This window comes from Microvirga sp. BSC39, from assembly GCF_000739015.1.
Lineage (GTDB): Bacteria > Pseudomonadota > Alphaproteobacteria > Rhizobiales > Beijerinckiaceae > Microvirga.
Window position 1 is genome coordinate 67,536 of record NZ_JPUG01000064.1, and the last position, 16,639, is coordinate 84,174.

Annotated in this window: 19 protein-coding genes; 11 read left to right on the top strand and 8 right to left on the bottom strand. The window is 64.6% G+C overall.

Annotated features, from left to right (window positions below; genetic code table 11):
• Positions 1 to 57 precede the first annotated feature (57 nt).
• On the top strand, positions 58 to 243 hold the full coding sequence (locus MA07_RS14120) for a hypothetical protein (protein ID WP_152568873.1): 186 nt from the start codon (positions 58 to 60) through the stop codon (positions 241 to 243).
• Positions 244 to 348: 105 nt separating this feature from the next.
• On the opposite strand, the gene MA07_RS14125 is transcribed toward MA07_RS14120, so the two are convergent.
• Positions 349 to 759 (bottom strand): DUF4345 domain-containing protein, encoded by a 411-nt coding sequence (locus MA07_RS14125; protein ID WP_036352148.1) that lies wholly within the window; start codon positions 757 to 759, stop codon positions 349 to 351.
• A 17-nt stretch (positions 760 to 776) separates the two neighbouring features.
• Positions 777 to 1,976: an MFS transporter gene (locus tag MA07_RS14130; RefSeq protein WP_036351860.1), complete on the bottom strand. Its 1,200-nt coding sequence runs from the start codon at positions 1,974 to 1,976 to the stop codon at positions 777 to 779.
• Positions 1,977 to 2,133: 157 nt separating this feature from the next.
• On the opposite strand from MA07_RS14130, the gene MA07_RS14135 reads away from it, so the two are divergent.
• Together MA07_RS14135 and MA07_RS14140 are read left to right on the top strand one after the other, a co-directional pair.
• On the top strand, positions 2,134 to 2,775 hold the full coding sequence (locus tag MA07_RS14135) for a glutathione S-transferase family protein (RefSeq protein WP_036351863.1): 642 nt from the start codon (positions 2,134 to 2,136) through the stop codon (positions 2,773 to 2,775).
• A complete protein-coding gene (locus tag MA07_RS14140; RefSeq protein ID WP_036351866.1) occupies positions 2,772 to 3,230 on the top strand; it encodes a GNAT family N-acetyltransferase in 459 nt (152 codons plus the stop codon). Before MA07_RS14135 ends, MA07_RS14140 begins: the two co-directional genes overlap by 4 nt.
• Positions 3,231 to 3,236: 6 nt before the next feature.
• Here the strand turns inward: MA07_RS14140 and MA07_RS14145 are convergent, their stop codons facing one another.
• Entirely contained in the window at positions 3,237 to 3,599 is a 363-nt protein-coding gene (locus MA07_RS14145) for a hypothetical protein (protein WP_036351868.1), read from the bottom strand.
• Positions 3,600 to 3,686: 87 nt separating this feature from the next.
• The gene (locus tag MA07_RS14150; RefSeq protein ID WP_036351870.1) at positions 3,687 to 3,938 is read right to left on the bottom strand and encodes a hypothetical protein; all 252 of its coding nucleotides are present in this window, start codon (positions 3,936 to 3,938) and stop codon (positions 3,687 to 3,689) included.
• Positions 3,939 to 4,126: 188 nt separating this feature from the next.
• On the opposite strand from MA07_RS14150, the gene MA07_RS14155 reads away from it, so the two are divergent.
• On the top strand, positions 4,127 to 4,834 hold the full coding sequence (locus MA07_RS14155) for a glutathione S-transferase N-terminal domain-containing protein (protein WP_036351872.1): 708 nt from the start codon (positions 4,127 to 4,129) through the stop codon (positions 4,832 to 4,834).
• Between the two features lie 591 nt (positions 4,835 to 5,425).
• Here MA07_RS14155 and MA07_RS14160 read toward each other — a convergent pair.
• Positions 5,426 to 5,830: a DUF2147 domain-containing protein gene (locus tag MA07_RS14160; RefSeq protein ID WP_036351875.1), complete on the bottom strand. Its 405-nt coding sequence runs from the start codon at positions 5,828 to 5,830 to the stop codon at positions 5,426 to 5,428.
• A 167-nt stretch (positions 5,831 to 5,997) separates the two neighbouring features.
• Between MA07_RS14160 and ndk the strand changes: the two genes are divergently transcribed.
• The 3 genes from ndk to MA07_RS14175 all read left to right on the top strand — a co-directional run bounded on the left by ndk (position 5,998) and on the right by MA07_RS14175 (position 9,296).
• Positions 5,998 to 6,420, top strand: coding sequence for a nucleoside-diphosphate kinase (gene ndk / locus MA07_RS14165; protein WP_036351877.1), 423 nt, complete (start codon positions 5,998 to 6,000; stop codon positions 6,418 to 6,420).
• Positions 6,421 to 6,503: 83 nt separating this feature from the next.
• Positions 6,504 to 8,657 (top strand): molybdopterin oxidoreductase family protein, encoded by a 2,154-nt coding sequence (locus MA07_RS14170; RefSeq protein ID WP_036352151.1) that lies wholly within the window; start codon positions 6,504 to 6,506, stop codon positions 8,655 to 8,657.
• A 273-nt stretch (positions 8,658 to 8,930) separates the two neighbouring features.
• Positions 8,931 to 9,296: a hypothetical protein gene (locus MA07_RS14175; protein ID WP_036351879.1), complete on the top strand. Its 366-nt coding sequence runs from the start codon at positions 8,931 to 8,933 to the stop codon at positions 9,294 to 9,296.
• An 81-nt stretch (positions 9,297 to 9,377) separates the two neighbouring features.
• Here MA07_RS14175 and MA07_RS14180 read toward each other — a convergent pair whose 3' ends face one another.
• The 3 genes from MA07_RS14180 to purM form a co-directional block, all read right to left on the bottom strand.
• A complete protein-coding gene (locus MA07_RS14180; protein ID WP_036351882.1) occupies positions 9,378 to 9,788 on the bottom strand; it encodes a hypothetical protein in 411 nt (136 codons plus the stop codon).
• Positions 9,789 to 9,859: 71 nt separating this feature from the next.
• Entirely contained in the window at positions 9,860 to 10,528 is a 669-nt protein-coding gene (purN, locus tag MA07_RS14185; RefSeq protein ID WP_036351883.1) for a phosphoribosylglycinamide formyltransferase, read from the bottom strand.
• Positions 10,525 to 11,598 carry a phosphoribosylformylglycinamidine cyclo-ligase gene (purM, locus tag MA07_RS14190; RefSeq protein ID WP_036351886.1) on the bottom strand — a complete coding sequence of 358 codons (1,074 nt, stop codon included), beginning with the start codon at positions 11,596 to 11,598 and terminating at the stop codon, positions 10,525 to 10,527. Before purM ends, purN begins: the two co-directional genes overlap by 4 nt.
• A gap of 362 nt (positions 11,599 to 11,960) precedes the next feature.
• Here purM and MA07_RS14195 point away from each other — a divergent pair, with 362 nt between their 5' ends.
• From MA07_RS14195 to MA07_RS14210, 4 genes are all read left to right on the top strand, one after another.
• Positions 11,961 to 12,491: a CDP-alcohol phosphatidyltransferase family protein gene (locus tag MA07_RS14195; RefSeq protein WP_036351890.1), complete on the top strand. Its 531-nt coding sequence runs from the start codon at positions 11,961 to 11,963 to the stop codon at positions 12,489 to 12,491.
• A 29-nt stretch (positions 12,492 to 12,520) separates the two neighbouring features.
• Positions 12,521 to 13,639 (top strand): AI-2E family transporter, encoded by a 1,119-nt coding sequence (locus MA07_RS14200; RefSeq protein ID WP_036351893.1) that lies wholly within the window; start codon positions 12,521 to 12,523, stop codon positions 13,637 to 13,639.
• The gene (locus MA07_RS14205; protein WP_036351896.1) at positions 13,632 to 14,324 is read left to right on the top strand and encodes a DnaA/Hda family protein; all 693 of its coding nucleotides are present in this window, start codon (positions 13,632 to 13,634) and stop codon (positions 14,322 to 14,324) included. The genes MA07_RS14200 and MA07_RS14205 overlap by 8 nt, the downstream gene beginning before the upstream one ends.
• A gap of 146 nt (positions 14,325 to 14,470) precedes the next feature.
• The gene (locus MA07_RS14210) at positions 14,471 to 16,639 is read left to right on the top strand and encodes an RNA degradosome polyphosphate kinase (RefSeq protein WP_244445256.1); all 2,169 of its coding nucleotides are present in this window, start codon (positions 14,471 to 14,473) and stop codon (positions 16,637 to 16,639) included.

Sequence of the window (16,639 nt, forward strand, 5' to 3'; positions counted from 1 at the left end):
ACTTTGCTCCATGCGCAATCGCCGCAATCCTTCCTTCTCAATTCGCTGCAGGTTTCTATGAAGCAGATCACGCTTTCCCTTGTGTGGCTCACAATCCGCATTGATCTCATTCCCGCCGTGCGGGAGCGCGGCCACAAGCCCCTGAAGTCCCTTCCACCTTCCGAGCTGCCGGCTTCGCTACGCGCGAGGCTCAGCACGCACTTGCTCAAGGACATCGGAGAAGACAACAGCGGGCGCGACTGACCATGAGTGACAACCGAATGGAGGATGCGTCACGCGCATCCTCCTGCTCTTCATGGCGCAACGAAGAGCCCGCAACGGCGCGGAGCTTGCCGCGACAGGCCGGCTCTAAACCTCTGCCACCCCGTATTCCTCCGCGTACCGATTGGCCACCCGCGTCTGCCACAGGCACAGCACCGGCGCGACGATCAGCTCGACGAACAGCCCGCCGAGCATGAACAGCGAGGGCAGGCCCGTGAGGGCAAGGCCGATGAGGCGGCTCAAGCCCCCTATGACGACGAGCAATGTCAGCAGCCGAATGCGGCCGGTATGGATCTCGATGGAGGGCAGGGTGCTCCAGAAGCACAATCCGATGCCCAGCAGCAGGCCGGACAGATAACGGAAGTGGCTCTCCGCCGAGATGCTCACCGCGTCGCCCGTGAGCGCCTGCCCGAACAGAACGCCATAGAGCCCCGTTGCGACCGGGATGGTGGCGATAATCGCCACGCTCTGCTGCAGGAGCCTTCGCTCACGTTCCATGCTGGGCATGCCGTCTCCTATCTGTTTGCCTGCCTGAGAGCAGGGGCTGCACCGACGGCGACGATGACGCCGATCGATCCCATCACCAGCGCGATGCCGCCGATCACGAGGCTAGGGCCTTCCGGGCCCGAGAACACGCCCACCAGCAACCCGGCCAGAGGCTGGGACAGGTTGTTGACGGTGATCATCGCACCGGTCGTCTTGCCGAAATCCTTCTGCGGAATGATCTTCTGGCGCAGGCTCCTGAGATAGATGGTGAACATCCTGTCGAAGCCGAGGACGAGAATGTAGCCTGCGGCATAGACCCCGTAATTGGGGCTGATTGCCGTCAGCAGGCCGCCGATGAAGATGGCCGTGTAGCCAATCGCTCCCATCGCCCTCAAGGGGATGATGACATGGGCCAGGAAGGTGAGGATCGCGATGGCCGCGACGGCACTGGCGGTCTGCAAAAGCGCGTAGCTCTGCTCGGACTGGCCGTGGATGCCCGTCACCATTGCGGCCGATGTGGCCAGCGTCGCGCCGAAGACGAAGTTCAGCCCGGCCGACAGCATGGCGGCTCTTCGCAGTCCGGGCAGATGCCAGATGTGCTTGAGGGCGATGCGGAAAGGATCGATCCAGCTCTTATGGGCCGCCTCCGGCGGGGCGAGTTCGATCCGGCTCGAGCGATGCCACAGGGTGAGCCCGAGATCCGCCAGCAGGAACAGGAACGCCGTGATGCCGACCACGACCTGCCACGGCCACAGGCCCAGCAGGGCGGCCGCGAGGATCGGGCCGATCACCATCCCGAGCTGGTCGCCCAGCTGCGAGTAGGACAGGACCTTCTCGAACCGCTGCTGCCTGAAAATCTGCGGCAGCATCACCTCCCGGGCGAGAAACCCTTGCGTCGAGAGGATCCCGCAGACCGCCGAGAGCGCGATCAGCCAGCCGATGCCGCCAAGAAGCTCGTGGCCCGCAACGCCCACCGCGCAGGTGATCAGGCGGAAGCGCTGGCTGATGACCAGCAGGGACACCGGCGAATAGCGATCGCAGAGGATGCCGCAGACGGCGAATAGCAGGTAGCGCGGCAGGGTTTCGATGAAGAAGGCCAGCCCCGCCAGGGCCGCGCTCTGCGTCGTCTGGAACACCACCAGAGGCACCAGGAACAGCAGCATCTGGTCCGCCAGGCGAGCGAAGAAGAGAGAGACGAAGAAGCTGATATCCCTGGCGCGCACTGGCATTCCCCGCGATCGACCCGGTGCGGCCGTCTCATGCAACATCCTGTCATATAATCTGTCCGTAGCCGGCGCCAGATCACAGCTCTTTCCGGAGAGGTTCTTTTCTGTTGGCGGAGAGCCGTCTAGGGTGCGGGCCACTGCATCGCTTCAGGGGGCTTTCATGCCGGCACGGTTCGAACTCCACGGAATTGCCTTTTCCGGCCCGACCTACAAGGTCGGCCTGCTGCTGACCCTGGCGGGCGAGCCGTTCGATTACGTCCATGTCAACATGATGCAGGGCGAGCACAAGCAGCCGCCGCACCTGTCGAAGCAGCGCTATGGGCAGGTTCCCCTGCTCATCGACCGCAACAACGGCCGGCATCTGTGCCAGTCTGCCGCCATCATGGAATATCTCGCCGACATGACCGGCAAGTTCGGCGGCGCCAATCTCGACGAGCGCCTGCAGGCGCGCGAATGGATGTACTGGGATTTCGACCGGCTCGCCTCGAATGTCTACCGCGCCAGGACGATCAGGCTCGGCATCCGCCCGGCCGGACCGGAAGTGCTGGAGTTCAGCATGGCCGGGGGCAATGCCGCCCTGAAGGTGCTCGACGAGCATCTCGCCGGCCGCACCTGGATTGTCGGCGAGGGCGCCACCATCGCCGACATCGACATTTACGGCGTGACGGCTTTTGCCGACGAGGGCGGCTTCGACCTTGCCGCCTATCCCAACATTCAGGCCTGGGCTGAGCGGTTCGAGGCTCTGCCCGGGTTCAAGGGCCGCAAGGATCTCCTTCCAACGGAGTCCCGCGCGGCCGCATGAGCAATCTCCTGATCCGCGAAGCGCGGGCCGGCGATCTCGAAGCGATCATCCGCCTGCACGAGGAGGACGAGCTGGGCTCTCACGGCGATGCGTGGTTGCCGGAGACGGAGGCCGCCTACGAGGCGGCTTTCGCCGCCATCGAGCGCAGCCCTGAGAACCGGTTGTTCGTGGCGGTCGACGGCGATGAGGTCGTCGGCACGTTCCAGCTCACCTTCATTCCCAATCTCACCGGTCGGGGAGCCACGCGCGTGAAGGTCGAGAGCGTGAAGGTCAAGGCCGCCCGACGCTCCAGCGGCATCGGCGCCAGGATGATGGCGTTCGCCGAAGACCACGCCCGTGAGAACGGCGCCCGCGCCATGGAGCTGACCTCCAACAAAACCCGGGGGAACGCCCACCGCTTCTACGAGCGCCTCGGCTTCTCCCGCAGCCACGAGGGCTTCAAGAAGAAGCTCTAAGGCCCGTCAGTTGAGCGTGTAGATCTCGTACCGGGCTGTGCCGGGAGGTCCCTTGCGGATCGTCACGCTCGCGTCCTGGGCCAGCGGGTGGGTCTTCAGGATCCGTTCGACGGCGCGGTACATCGCCTCTGCGTCGCGGCCGTAGAGATAGATGATCGTGTCCTCCGCGCCGCGCGCATGCCCGTCGATTTCGCCGAGGGCGCCGAGGGCAACCTCGAGCTGGCTCTCGAGGCCGGAGAGGGTGTATTCCTCGTAGATGGCGGCGGGAAGGGAATGGCTGTCGAGGCGGATGAAAAGCGCCTGCTGGGGCAGAATGTAATTGCCGCCGGAAGCGGGTTGCTTGCCGATGATGCGGGATAGCCAGTTCATGGAGAGCTCCTGTCCAATCGACGCGTTGGTCGAAGGATGAGCATCGATTGAAGCCCGAAGGTGGCCGTCACCTTCGAGCCCGATGCCTCAGGCCTTCGTGCCTTCCTTCAGGCGCTTGTTGCAGGCGCTCCAGAAGCCCGGCCATTTCATGTCCTTGGCGACCTTGCCGCCGGCCTTGGCTTCCTTCCACTCAAGGCTGCACTTGCTCATGCGCTCGCGGGCGGCCATCTGGGCGGCGCTCGGCTCCTTCTTCGGCTTGGTCTCGACGGCCTGCGCGGCACCGGCGCTCAAGACAGTCATGGCGGCCGCAAGAGCCGCGCTCACAAGTCGGTTCATCATCGAATCACCCCCACAGCGATTGCTTTATGTTATAAACTTTCTGAATCGATGCGCGGCAACATGCAAGCCCCGTTGAGCTGCCATGCGTCGATTTCGTGGATTTTGGTTGCAGGCGAGGGTGCCAGTTCCGATCTTATGGCTTAACGTTCCAGTGCGAATTCGTATCGCAACCTGATGAGAGGCGTTTCATGGCGGCTTCCGCGCAGCACCCGATCGATCTCTATTACTGGCCGACCCCGAACGGCTGGAAGATCACCATCATGCTCGAGGAATGCGGGCTGCCCTACACGCTCCACCCGGTGAACATCGGCAAGGGCGATCAGTTCACGCCGGAGTTCCTGAGCATCTCACCCAACAACAAGATGCCGGCCATCGTCGATCACGACGGGCCCGGGGGCGAGCCGATCTCCGTGTTCGAATCCGGCGCCATCCTGCAATATCTCGGCCGCAAGACCGGGCAGTTCTATCCGCAGGACGAGAGGGCGCGCGTCGAGGTCGATCAATGGCTGTTCTGGCAGATGGGCGGCTTCGGCCCGATGCTCGGGCAGGTGCATCATTTCCGCATCTACGCGCCGGAAAAGGTACCCTATGCCATCGACCGCTACACCAACGAGACCAACCGCCTCTACGGCGTGCTGAACAAGCGCCTCGCGGACCGGGAGTTCGTGGCCGGCGAGTATTCTATCGCCGACATGGCCATCGCGCCGTGGGCGAAGCTCTGGGAGCGTCAGGGCCAGAACATCGAGGATTTCCCGCACGTGAAGCGCTGGCTGGAGACGATGCGCGCGCGCCCGGCGGTCCAGCGCGGCATCGCGGTCAGCTCCGAGGACCGCAACAAGACCGACCTGACCGACCCGGCCGTCCAGGCCGTGCTGTTCGGCCAGAAGGCGCGGTGAGGCTTCGGAGTCTTTTCAATGGCATTGAAAATGACTGAGCCCAAGCTTCCGTACTCACGGATGGCTTAGGGGCTTCAGCGGTTTACCTGTCATTGGCGGGACGGCCGATTTCCTCTCCCGCTAGTGTTCTGTTCTTGTGGCAGGCACCGTGTTCGATTGAAGCGATCTGCGATCTCGTTCAATTGCTCGAAACTAGCAACCTCTCGCGGCGCATTGAGCGGGTCGCAGGCATAAAAGTATTCTTTGGCAAGCTTGGTGACGCCTGGGATCTTCTTGGCACTCGCGCATAGCAGCTTCCGGTCATAGGCTTCACCCATGTTGCGGGCTTTTGAAACCTGCCGATTGAACTCAATCAATTCACCTGCAGCTGCAGACCAGTCCTCTCTCAAAGAGATCGAACACTCTGCCGCGAGAGATGGGCCCGGTATGAGGCATGAAAAGAGAATTGTTAATAATAGGCGCAACACAAAATGCTCCGAAGCCAATGCAGGCTTAAGGTAACTTAGTTGCGCCCTCCGGTCGAGCCAAAAAGAACCTATTCGCGGCGCCCCATCCATCAGGGCGCCGCAGGAATACTAATATCGCAATCGTTCAATTCACCTTCGCCCAGGTCTGCGAGCGGCAGATCAGGCCGCCCAGCACGCAGCCGGAGAGCTGCATGGCCTTGCCGCCGGCAAAGCTCATCTTGCCGTTATAGGTCTTTCCGTCTTTGTAGTTGTAGAGCTGGCCGGTGAAGCCGTCGGCTGCGGGCTGGATGTTGGAGATCATCTGGACCCCGACGAGGTTGCGGCCCTTCAGCTTGGGGTCCGGGTTGTTCACGTCCTTGGCCTCGCCCTGGACGGAGATGATCGTGCCGCAATAGGCGCCGCCGCAGCGGGCGATGCGCACCCGGGTCTCGCCCGTTTCGCTTAAGTAAGTGCCGCTCGGGTCCGCCTGCTGGGCGGAGGCCGGAAGAGCCAGCATGACGAGGCCGAGGGCGAGGATGGTTTGTTTCATGGGTCATTCCCTTTGGGTCGGTCTTCAGCGGACCGCTCCGGGAAGAGACTAGGGGAGGCGGTTAAGCTTTCCAAGCGGGCCGGGGCAAAAGGCCCTTGAGGCACAGGGGGCTGGCCGCTATAAGCGCCCCACTTCACCATTTCCCTCATAAAGAGAAGCGAGCTGTCATGGCCATCGAGCGTACTTTCTCCATCATCAAGCCCGACGCGACCCAGCGGAACCTCACCGGCGCCGTCAATGCCGTCATCGAGCAGGCCGGCCTGCGGATCGTCGCCCAGAAGCGCATCCTCATGAGCCGCCGCGAGGCCGAGACCTTCTACGCGGTCCACAAGGAGCGCCCCTTCTTCGGCGAACTCGTGGACTTCATGATCTCCGCTCCGGTCGTCGTGCAGGTTCTGGAAGGCGAGAACGCCGTGCTCCGCTACCGCGAGATCATGGGCGCCACCAACCCGGAGAGCGCCGCCGAGGGCACCATCCGCAAGCTCTACGCCAAGTCCATCGGCGAGAACTCGGTCCACGGCTCCGACAGCCAGGACAATGCCAAGATCGAGATCGCCCAGTTCTTCTCGGGCAACGAGATCGTCGGCTAAGCCTCGGCTGCATAGCCTTCATGGTCAGGCCGCCTCCGGGCGGCCTTTTCATTTTTGGCCCTTTCCCTTATCATGCGCCCGCCATGAACCAAGCTCCCCGCATCGAACGCCGCGCCTCGGTCTGCCCGCATGACTGCCCCTCCGTCTGCTCGCTCGAGGTGGAGGTGATCGACGGGCGCACCATCGGGCGCGTGCATGGAGCGAAGTCCAACACCTACACGGCGGGCGTGATCTGCGCCAAGGTGGCGCGCTATGCGGAGCGCATCCACAACCCGGACCGGCTGCTCCATCCCCTGCGGCGCATCGGCCCGAAAGGCGCAGGCCGGTTCGAGCGCATCTCCTGGGACGAGGCGCTGGACATCGTGGCGAAGAAGTTCCTGGAAGCCGAGCGGGAGTTCGGGTCGGAATCCGTCTGGCCTTATTACTATGCCGGCACCATGGGCTACGTGATGCGCGACGGCATCAACCGCCTGCGCCACGTGAAGAAGTATTCCGGCCAGTATTCCACCATCTGCACGGCCATGAGCTGGACCGGCTACGTGGCCGGCACCGGGCATCTGCGAGGCGCCGATCCGCGCGAGATGGCGGTCTCCGACTGCATCGTGATCTGGGGCACCAATGCGGTCCACACCCAGGTCAACGTGATGACCCACGCGATGAAGGCCCGCAAGGAACGCGGCGCCAAGATCGTCGCCATCGACATCTACAACAACGCCACCCTGAAGCAGGCCGACATGGCGCTGGTCCTGCGCCCCGGCACCGACGGGGCGCTCGCCTGCGCGGTCATGCACGTGCTGTTCCGCGACGGCTATGCCGACTGGGATTATCTGGAGCGCTACACCGACCATCCGCACGAGCTTGAGGAGCACCTCAAGACCCGCGACCCTGCCTGGGCGTCCACCATCACCGGTCTTTCCGTGGAGGAGATCGAAGCCTTCGCCAGGCTCGTGGGCACCACCAAGCGCACCTATTTCCGCCTCGGCTTCGGCTTCGCGCGCCAGCGCAACGGCGTGGTCAACATGCACGCCGCCCTGTCGATCCCGGCCGTGACCGGCGCCTGGCAGTACGAGGGCGGCGGGGCGCTTCATTCGAACAGCGGCATCTTCCACTGGAACAAGGCCCTAATCGAGGGCCATGACGCCATCGACAAAAGCATTCGCGTTCTCGACCAGTCGCAGATCGGCCGTGTCCTCACCGGAGACGCCGAGGCGCTCTACAACGGACCGCCCGTGAAGGCGATGCTGATACAGAACACCAACCCGGTTTCCGTCGCGCCCGAGCAGGAATTGGTGAAGCAGGGTTTTGCCCGCGAGGATCTGTTCGTCTGCGTCCACGAGCAGTTCATGACCGAGACGGCGCTCATGGCCGACATCGTGCTGCCCGCGACCATGTTCATGGAGCATGACGATCTCTATTCCGGCGGCGGGCACCAGCATTTCCAGGTGGGTCCCAAGCTCATCGATCCGCCGGGCGAGTGCCGCTCGAACCACGAGGTCTTTCGTGGGCTCGCCCAGCGCCTCGGCGCCGAGCATCGCGGCTTTGCCATGGAGCCGCGCGAGATCATCGACTGGACGCTTCAGAACTCCGGCTGGGGGACGCTCGAGAACCTGGAGGCGCAGGTTCATTTCGATGCGCAGCCGCCTTTCGAGGAGGCGCATTTTCTCAAGGGCTTCGGCTATCCGGACGGCAAGTTCCGTTTCAAGCCCGACTGGACCAAGGTGCCGTCCTACAACAACGGCGCGATGGGCCCCTGGGCCAGCATGCCGGCCTTGCCCGACCATTGGGGCGTGATCGAAGCGGCGACCGAGGAGCACCCGTTCCGCCTCGCCACGAGCCCGGCCCGCAACTTCCTCAATTCCAGCTTCACCGAGACGCCGACGTCGCTGGACAAGGAGCGCTGGCCCGAGGTGATGATCCACCCGGTTGATGCGCAGTCCCAGAGTATCGTCGAAGGCGATTGGGTGAAGCTGAAGAACCATCGCGGCGAGGTTTATCTTCGCACCAAGCTCTTCGAAGGCGTGCGGCGCGGCGTGCTCATTGCCGAGGGCATCTGGCCCAACGCGGCCCACCCCTTCGGGCGCGGCATCAATACGCTCACGGGCGGCGATCAGGTGGCGCCCTATGGCGGTGCCGCCTTCCACGATAACCGGGTGGCGCTGGAAAAGGCGGATCTCGACCCATCCCTGGAGCCGCCGGTGGCGCGCAAGCAGCATCGGCCGGAGGCGCTCGTTGGTTGAATCGAAGAGCTACCTCTCCGTCATGGCCGGGCTTGTCCCGGCCATCCCGATCAGAAGAGCGCGGCGCTCAACATGATCGGGATCACCGGCACAAGGCCGGTGATGACGGGGGCAGGTGGCTTTCCGAACGGGCTCTCACGATGAACCTGTGTTTGAAGGCCTATTGAGCGGTTCGGTCAGACCTTCTTAAGCCTGTTTGCCGCTTCCCCTTGATCCTGAACGGCCAAGCCTATTCTTAACCCCGAACGTGATTTCATCTCTGGGGAGCCATCCATGATCTCGACCGCCCGTGCGCTGCTGGTTGCAGCCGCCGTTTCCTTGAGCGCGACCGGCGCCTATGCTGCCGCCTCCAACATGCCGACCCAGTACCAGCCCGATCCGGCCCTCAAGACCGAAAGCATCGGTCAGCTGCGCGCCCGCGTGAGCCAGGCCTGCGCCATCACTCAGGCAAAGCTCCAGAGCGAGGCCAGCGAGTCCTCCCTCAACCGGGCCTGCGACTGCTATGCCGGCCGCACCATGCGCTCGCTCAGCGCCGAGGAGGTCCAGGCCTATCGCGACACCGGCGTGTTCAACGATACCGCCCGCGCCAAGGCGCTCACGGCGCTGGACGCCTGCAAGCTGCCGCGTCCGCAGATTTGATCATGATCGGTCATACGACGCAAAAGGCCGGGCTTGCCCGGCCTTCTTCGTTTCAGCCTTTCAGGAACAGTGCGCCCAGGGTTATCCAGGCAGCAGGTCGATCACGCGCATGATCGCCACCGTGGTGCCGGTGTTCTTGCTGCGCTCCGGCATGCCTTTGGCGCAGGACCACACATCGCCCTTTTTGTAGAGGGTGTCGCCCGCTCCCGTGTCCACAGTCAGTTCGCCTTCAAGCATGTGGCAGACCATGTCGTTGCCCATGCTCGCACCGCTGGTGCTGGCGCCTGGCTGATAAATGTTGTCCCGCATCGATACGACTTTGTAGTTCGGGATCATCGTCTCGCGCTTCGAGTATTCGACGCGCCGCACACCCGGAGCGACTTCCCGGCCCTCTGATGAGCCGGAGCTTTGGGCAGCAGCAGGCGCAAAGGGGAGAACAACAGACGCTACGGCAATATTGAGCAAGGTCTGGCGACGGTTAAGCGATTCCATGGCTTCCTCCCGTCAAAGAGGCCACCCCAGCACGTCAGATTCCACGCCCGTTCCGGGCATGTGTCAATCGATCATTGCGAGCCGGTGCGCGCTGCATCGGCCGGCGAATGCAGCGCTCCACTTGCATCCCACCCGCGCGAAAACACCACCCGCCCGTTCTCTAGCCGGGCCGTCCCATCGCAGATCATCCGCAGCGCCTGCGGATAGAGCCGGTGCTCCTGCACGATCACCCGCGCGGCGAGGCTCTCCTGCGTGTCGGCGGGCACCACCGGCACCACGGCCTGGGCGATGATGGGGCCGGCATCGAGCTCCGGCACCACGAAATGCACCGTGCAGCCATGCACCAGAACGCCGTCGGCCAGCGCCCGCCGGTGGGTCTGTGTGCCGCGATACAGGGGCAGGAGGGACGGGTGGATGTTGATCATGCGCCCGGACCAGCGCTCCACGAACCAGTCGGAGAGCACCCGCATGAAGCCTGCGAGGCAGATGAAGGCGATGTCGTGCTCGTTCAACGCCGCATCCAGCGCACGGTCGAAGCTTTCGCGATCTGGGAAAGCCTTGTGGTCGACAGCGAGCGTCGCGATCCCGGCCTCCTTCGCCCGCTTCAGCCCTTCCGCGTCGGGGCGGTTCGAGAGCACGAGGGCGATCTCGGCCGGGAAGCCTGCAGCCTGAGCGGCCTCGATCAGCGAGGCCATGTTCGAGCCCCGGCCCGAGATCAGGATGGCGACGCGGCGGGTCATTGAAGCTTCAGCGAGCCCGTAGTCTGCACGCGCTCGCCGCCCGTGTGAGCAATGGTCTCGCCGATGCGCACCGGGTTCTCGCCGGCTTGGCGCAGGCGCTCCATCACCGCGTCCGCTTGGGTCGCGCCTGCCACCACGATCATGCCGATGCCGCAGTTGAAGGTGCGCAGCATCTCAGCCTCAGCCACGCCACCGGCCTTGGCAAGCCAGCCGAACACGGGCGGCACGGCAATCGCATCGAGATCGAGGCGCACGCCGACGCCGTCGGGCAGCACGCGCGGAATGTTGTCCGGAAAGCCGCCGCCGGTGATGTGGCAGAGGGCGTTGATGCAGTCGCCGCCTCGCAAGACCTCCAGCAGGGCCTTCACGTAGATCCGTGTCGGCTCCAGCAGGGCTTGCGCGAGAGTCTCGCCGGACGCGAAGGGAGCGGGCGCATCCCAGGCGAGGCCGGAATGCTCCACGATCCGGCGCACCAGGGAGAAGCCGTTGGAATGAACCCCGGAGGAGGGCAGGCCGATGAGTACATCGCCGACGCTCACATCCTTCGGCAGCAGCGTGCCGCGCTCGGCGGCCCCCACGGCAAAGCCCGCGAGGTCATAGTCGCCCTTGGAATAAAGCCCCGGCATCTCGGCGGTCTCGCCACCGATCAGCGCGCAGCCCGCCTGGAGGCAGCCCTCGGCGATGCCCTTGACGATATGAACGCCCACTTCCGGCGAGAGCTTTCCGGTGGCGAAGTAGTCGAGAAAGAACAGGGGCTCGGCGCCCTGCACGATGATGTCGTTCACGCACATGGCCACGAGGTCGATGCCGATAGTGTGGTGAATGCCCGTGTCGATGGCGATCTTCACCTTGGTGCCGACCCCGTCGTTGGCCGCCACCAGGATCGGGTCCTTGAAGCCCGCGGCCTTGAGGTCGAACAGCCCGCCGAACCCGCCGATCTCAGCATCCGCGCCCGGCCGGCGCGTGGACCGCACCAGGGGCTTGATCTGGTCGACCATGGCGTTGCCCGCATCGATGTCGACGCCCGCTTGGGCGTAGGTCAGGCCGTTCGTCTGCTTCTCGGTCGTCATGGCTCACCCCGTGTTGGGGTGGGCAGTAAGACGGGAGGGACCGGGAGGCAAGGGGATTTGAGCAATTGCAGGGGATTGGAGCGGTGTCATCCCGGGGGAGCGGAGCGAGGGAAGGGGATCCACAGCGCCAGTGGGTGCGGGTGGATTCCCTTCCCCTCCGCTGCGCTCCGGCCGGGAATGACACCCTCCACGTCATCACCGGCCTTGTGCCGGTGATCCCGATGCGGTGAGGCGCGGCGCTTTTCAGCATCGGGATGGCCGGGACAGGCCCGGCCACGACGTCGGAGAAGGAGAAGACCTTTATCCCCACCCCTCATCCGCCCGATTGAACTCCGCCCGCCCAGCGTCCATCATCGGCCCCGATGACCATTCCGAACATCATCACCATCGGCCGCCTCATCATCGTGCCCATCGTGATCGTCATGATCATGCAGCAGCGGTGGGTTGCGGCCTTTGTCCTGTTCGTGGTGGCGGGGATCTCGGACGGGGTCGACGGCTTCATTGCCCGTCGGTTCGACATGCGGAGCGAGTTCGGGGCCTATATCGACCCCATTGCCGACAAGGCGCTCCTGGTCTCGATCTACGTGACGCTCGCCATCGTGGGCGCCATCCCGAGCTGGCTGGCCATCGTCGTGGTGTCCCGGGACGTGATGATCGTGGCGGCGGTGCTCCTGTCCTGGGTCATGAGCCGCCCGGTGGAGATCAAGCCGCTCCTCGTCAGCAAGCTCAATACGGGCGCGCAAATTGCGTTCGCGGCTTTTGCGCTGGCCGCCAATGCCTTCGGGGCCGAGCTTGCGGGGCTCGAGGATGTCGCCATGCTGATCGTCGCGACCTTGACCATAGCCTCGGCTGGGGCCTATCTCGGAGGGTGGCTGAGGCATATGACCACCTGAAAGCCAAAAAGATAAGGTATGGGGAACGGATGACGGTCCAACGGCAGATCGGGTTCTGGATTGCGGCGCTGGTCGTCGCGGTGCTGCTGCTGTTCGTGCTGCGCGGCATCCTGCTGCCCTTCGTGGCGGGCTTCGCGCTCGCCTATCTGCTCGACCCCCTGGCCGACCGGATGCAGAAGCTGGGCATCGGGCGCCTGGGCGCCAGCCTGCTCATCCTCGTCCTGTTCGTGCTGATCTTCATCATCGCCCTGATGATCCTAGTGCCCTTCGCGGCCCAGCAGGTGGGGGCCTTCGTGGAGAGGCTGCCCGGCTATGTGGCGCGGCTTCAGGAACTCGGGGCGGAGCAGCTCGGTCCGCTCATCCGAAAGCTCGGCATCGAGGAGGTGCTGCCGGCGGCTCCCCCGTCCGTGGGCAACCTGATCAGCCAGGGCATCGCCTGGATGACCACCTTCCTCCAGGGGCTGTGGTCCGGCGGGCAGGCGCTCATCGGCATCTTCTCCCTGCTGGTGGTGACGCCCGTGGTGGCGTTCTACATGCTGGTCGACTGGGACCGCATGGTGAGAACCGTGGATTCCTGGATGCCGACCCGCCACCGGGACACGATCCGGGACATTTCCCGCGATATCGACCGGGCCATCGCCGGCTTCGTGCGCGGGCAGGCCCTGGTCTGCCTCATCCTCGGCACCTTCTATGCGGTCAGCCTCGCCCTCATCGGGCTCAATTTCGGGGCCCTGATCGGCATGACGGCGGGTGTCTTGAGCTTCATTCCCTATGTGGGCTCGCTCACCGGCCTCATCCTGTCGGTGGGCGTCGCCATCGTGCAGTTCTGGCCGGACTGGACCATGATCGCAGCGACCTTGGGCATCTTCATCTTCGGGCAGTTCGTGGAGGGCAATATCCTGTCGCCGAAGCTGGTGGGCGAATCCGTGGGCCTGCATCCGGTCTGGCTCATGTTCGCGCTCGTGGCCTTCGGCGCGCTCTTCGGCTTCGTCGGCCTGCTGCTCGCCGTGCCGCTCGCGGCCGCCATTGGGGTCATTGCGCGCTTTGCCCTGCGCCAGTACCTGGCCAGCCCCCTCTACCGCGGCACGGATCCGGTGATCCTCAAGCCCCGCATCGAGATCGACCACAAGGCCGATCTCGATGCGTGAGGCCCCCAAGCAGCTGGCCTTCGACCTTCCGCTGGATCCCCGCTTCGGCGCCGAGGACTTCCTCGTCAGCCCCTCCAACGAGCAGGCCTATGGCCTCATCGAAGTCTGGCCCGACTGGCCGGACACGATCCTCCTGCTCGTCGGCCCCCGCGGGAGCGGCAAGAGCCATCTGGCCTCCATCTGGGCCACGAGGGCCCATGCCTGGACCGTGGATTCCGTGGCGATCACCCACGACAAGGTCCCGCATCTCGTCTCGAACGGGGCGCTCGCCATCGAGGACATGGACCGGGGCGAGCGCGACGAGGCGGCCCTGTTCCACCTGCTGAACCTGGCCAGGGAGAAGAAGGCCTCGCTGCTCATCACCTGCGAGACGCCGCCCGACCGCTGGTCCCTGAAGACCCCCGACCTCTTGTCGCGCCTGCGGCTGGCGCCGAGCGTCGCCCTGGACGCGCCGGACGATGCCCTCCTCAAGGCGGTGCTGGTGAAGCTGTTCGTCGACAGGCAACTCGTGGTCGATACCTCCGTTGTCGACTATATTGCTCTGCGGATTGAACGCTCGCTCGCCAAGGCCTCCGAGATCGTGGCTCTCCTCGACCGGGAGGCCCTGAGCCGGGGCCGGCGCGTCTCGCGGGCGATCGCGGCCGAGATCCTAGGCGCCGCGCAGGAAACGGATGAGAACGAGTGAAGCCAGACACTGACGCCTTGTTGTCCAACCGTCGTGAAACCGTCACGAAACCCAAAGCAAAACGAGCGCCGAAGAAGGAAACGGCGGAGAACGAGGTGCGCAGCGCGATTGCCCTGAAAGAGGTGGAGACGGTCAGCGAAGCTCCGCTGCCGAAGGCTCCGCCGGATATCGAGTTCGACGGTGCGGCCCTGCGGAAGTTTCCCCAGCGCTTCATCAACCGGGAACTCTCCTGGCTGCAGTTCAACCGGCGGGTGCTGGAGGAGGCCTCCAACAGCCATCATCCGCTCCTGGAGCAGTTGCGCTTTCTGTCGATCTCGGCCGAGAACCTGGACGAGTTCTTCATGGTCCGCGTCGCCGGCTTGCGCGGCCAGGTCCGCTCCGGGGTGGCGACCATGTCCCAGGACGGGCTCTCGCCGCAGGAGCAGCTCGCAAAGATTTCCGCCGCGGTCTCGCACCTCGCCTCCGACCAGCAGCGGCGCTGGCGCGAATTGCGCGACATTCTCCTGGAGGAGGGCATCATTCTCGTCGAGGGGGCGGGACTGACGAAGGCCGAGGCTTCCTGGCTTGAGGATTACTTCCTCAACCACGTCTTCCCGGTGCTCACCCCGCTCGCCGTCGATCCGGCGCATCCGTTCCCGTTCATCCCGAATCTCGGCGCCTCCATCGCCCTGAAGCTGGTGCGCCAGAGCGACGCCAAGGTGCTGAACGCCCTGATCCGCCTGCCGTCGCGGGGCGAGCGCTTCATCCGCCTGCCGGATTTCGCCGAGACCGGCGCCACCCGCTTCATTGCCCTCGAGCAGATGATCGTGCTGTTCACGAGCAGGCTCTTTCCCGGCTACGACGTGCAGGGGCAGGGCGCTTTCCGGGTGATCCGCGACTCCGATCTCGAGGTCGAGGAAGAGGCCGAGGATCTGGTGCGCCTGTTCGAGACGGCGCTCAAGCAGCGCCGCCGCGGCAGCGTGATCCGCCTGGAGGTCGAGGCGGCCATGCCCGAGGACCTGCGCCTCTTCGTGGCCGAGGAATCGGAGGTCTCCGCAGACGAGGTCTTCGTGGTCGAGGGCATGATGGGCCTGCGCGACCTGTCGCAGCTGGTGGCTTTGGAGCGTCCCGACCTCAAGTTCAAGCCGTACAATGCGCGCTTTCCCGAGCGCATCCGCGAGCACAGCGGCGATTGTTTTGCTGCGATCCGCGAGAAGGACATCATCGTCCACCATCCCTACGAATCCTTCGACGCCGTGGTGCAGTTCCTGCGCCAGGCCGCGCGGGATCCCAACGTGGTGGCGATCAAGCAGACGCTCTACCGCACCTCCTCGGACTCGCCCATCGTGGCGGCGCTCGCCGAGGCGGCGGAAGCCGGAAAGTCCGTCACCGCGCTCGTGGAGCTCAAGGCGCGCTTCGACGAGGAGGCCAATATCCGCTGGGCGCGCGACCTGGAGCGCGCCGGCGCTCAGGTGGTGTTCGGCTTCATCGAGCTGAAGACCCACGCGAAGCTGTCCATGGTGGTTCGCCGCGAGGGCAGCCAGCTCATCACCTATTGCCACGTGGGCACGGGCAACTACCACCCGATCACGGCGCGCATCTACACGGACCTGTCCTACTTCACCGCCGATCCGGTGATCGGGCGCGACGTGTCGCGCATCTTCAACTTCGTCACCGGTTATGCGGAGCCGGCGGAATTGGAGCGCATGGCGGTCTCGCCGCTCACCCTCAAGAAGCGCCTGCTCCAGCATATCGAGGAGGAGGTGGCCCACGCCAAGGCGGGACGGCCCGGCGCCATCTGGGGCAAGTGCAACTCGCTGGTCGATCCCGACATCATCGATGCGCTCTACGATGCGTCCGCCGCCGGCGTGCAGATCGACCTCATCGTGCGCGGCATCTGCTGCCTGCGTCCCGGCATCAAGGGCCTGTCGGAGAACATCCGGGTCAAGTCCATCGTCGGGCGCTTCCTGGAGCACACCCGCATCTACGCCTTCGGCAACGGCCATGGCATGCCCAACCCTAAGGCCCACGTGTACATCTCGTCCGCGGACCTCATGTCGCGCAACCTCGACCGCCGCGTCGAGGCCCTGATGCCGATCGTCAACACCACGGTGCACCAGCAGGTGCTCGATCAGATCATGCTGGCCAACCTGCTCGACAATGAGCAGAGCTGGACGGTATTACCCGACGGAACGAGTCACAGGATGGTGCCCGCCAAGGGCGAGGAACCATTCAACGCCCACAAGTATTTCATGACGAACCCGAGTCTCTCAGGCCGTGGCAAATCCCTCAAGACCTCCAGCCCCAAAGCGCTCGCCAAGCGCGGGCAGCGCTAG